This window comes from Geodermatophilus arenarius, from assembly GCF_042654585.1.
Classification (GTDB): Bacteria; Actinomycetota; Actinomycetes; order Mycobacteriales; family Geodermatophilaceae; genus Geodermatophilus; species Geodermatophilus arenarius.
Genome location: NZ_JBHSGR010000049.1, coordinates 1 through 1,370 on the forward strand (window position 1 = coordinate 1; position 1,370 = coordinate 1,370).

The 1,370-nt window shown below is 72.4% G+C and carries 1 protein-coding gene; it reads left to right on the forward strand.

All coding sequences use genetic code 11. The features are described 5' to 3' along the window. Window positions 1-490 precede the first annotated feature (490 nt). The coding region (locus ACFO3M_RS22670; protein WP_387994492.1) for a HAMP domain-containing protein at window positions 491-1,370 on the forward strand (880 nt) is incomplete at its 3' end.

The window sequence follows — 1,370 nt, forward strand, 5'->3', positions numbered from 1 at the left end:
AGGCGCTGACCCAGACGCGCACCGCCGTCGACGAGCTCTCCCGCATGGCCGCCGAGCTCAGGGCGAGCGTCGGCCGTTTCACGCACTGACCCGTGTGACCCGGCCGCCGGGAATGGCCGTCCGTCCCGGCAACCGGTGACCACGGACCCGTCCGGAGCCATTTCCTCGACAATGGCTCCGGGCACGGTCGTCCGCCCCCGCCCCGACCGGCGGAAATGGCCATATCCGCCGTTGGAGAGCTCGGCCGGCAGCGCGGATGCCCTTGTCGACTTGGGCATCTGTGCTGCTCGTCCAAGTCGTACCGCTTGTCGACTTGCTGCCGGAAATGGTCCCGGCGTTGCCCGCCGCAACCAACAACGGCCGTGCTCGGATCGTTACCGACACGCCATTTCCGGACGACGCGAGTTCCTTTCCGGATCCGTCACTCTCCTACCCCGAGAGCGCCCGCTTCTTCACCACCGGCCACCCCGAGAACCCAGGAGCAGTCCCCATGAGCACGCAACGCGCCGGCCGCACCGGCGGCTGGTTCGCCGACCGCCCCGTCGGCGTCAAGATCGGCGCCGCCGTCGCCGTCCTCGCGCTGGTCGCCGTCGCGATGACCGTCCTCGCCGTCAACCGGCTGTCGGCGGTCCAGGACGCGGCCGCCCGGATCAACGACAACGTCGTCCGGCTGTCCGACCTGGCCAACATCCAGCGCTCCTGGCAGGGCGACCGGTCGCGCTACAACACGTACCCGATCGCGGACGCGCAGCAGCGCGCCGCCCTGCGGGCCGACCTGGCCGAGCGCCGCGAGACCATCGACGGCCAGCTCGACGCCTACGCCGCCGTGACGGTCAACAGGGAGGCGTTCGAGGAGTTCCGCGGCACCGTCGAGGACTACTACACGATCGCCGACACCCAGCTGCTGCCCGCGGCCGACGCCGGCAGCCTCGCCGTGGCGGCCGCCGTCATCACCGGCCCGCTGCAGGACCGCTCCGACGTGCTCATGGACCAGTACAACGCCATGCAGGAGCGGCGGGTCGCCGCCGGCCAGGCCGACACCGACGACGCCGTCGGCATCGTCTCCTCGGCCACCACCACCCTGTGGGTCTCCCTGGCGCTGGGCACGCTGGTCGCGGGCGGGCTGACCGTCCTCGTGGTCCGGCGGCTCGTGGGCACCGTCCGCTCGGTGCAGCACTCGGTCGAGGCCCTGGCCGCCGGCGACCTCACCGTCACCCCCGAGGTGCGCGGGCGCGACGAGCTCGGCCGCATGGCCGCCGCCCTCGGCGAGGCCCAGGAGAACCTGCGCTCGGTGATGTCGGCCGTGGTCGCCTCGGCGGACGCGGTCGCGGCCTCCAGCGAGGAGCTGTCGGCGTCCTCGGCGCAGATCT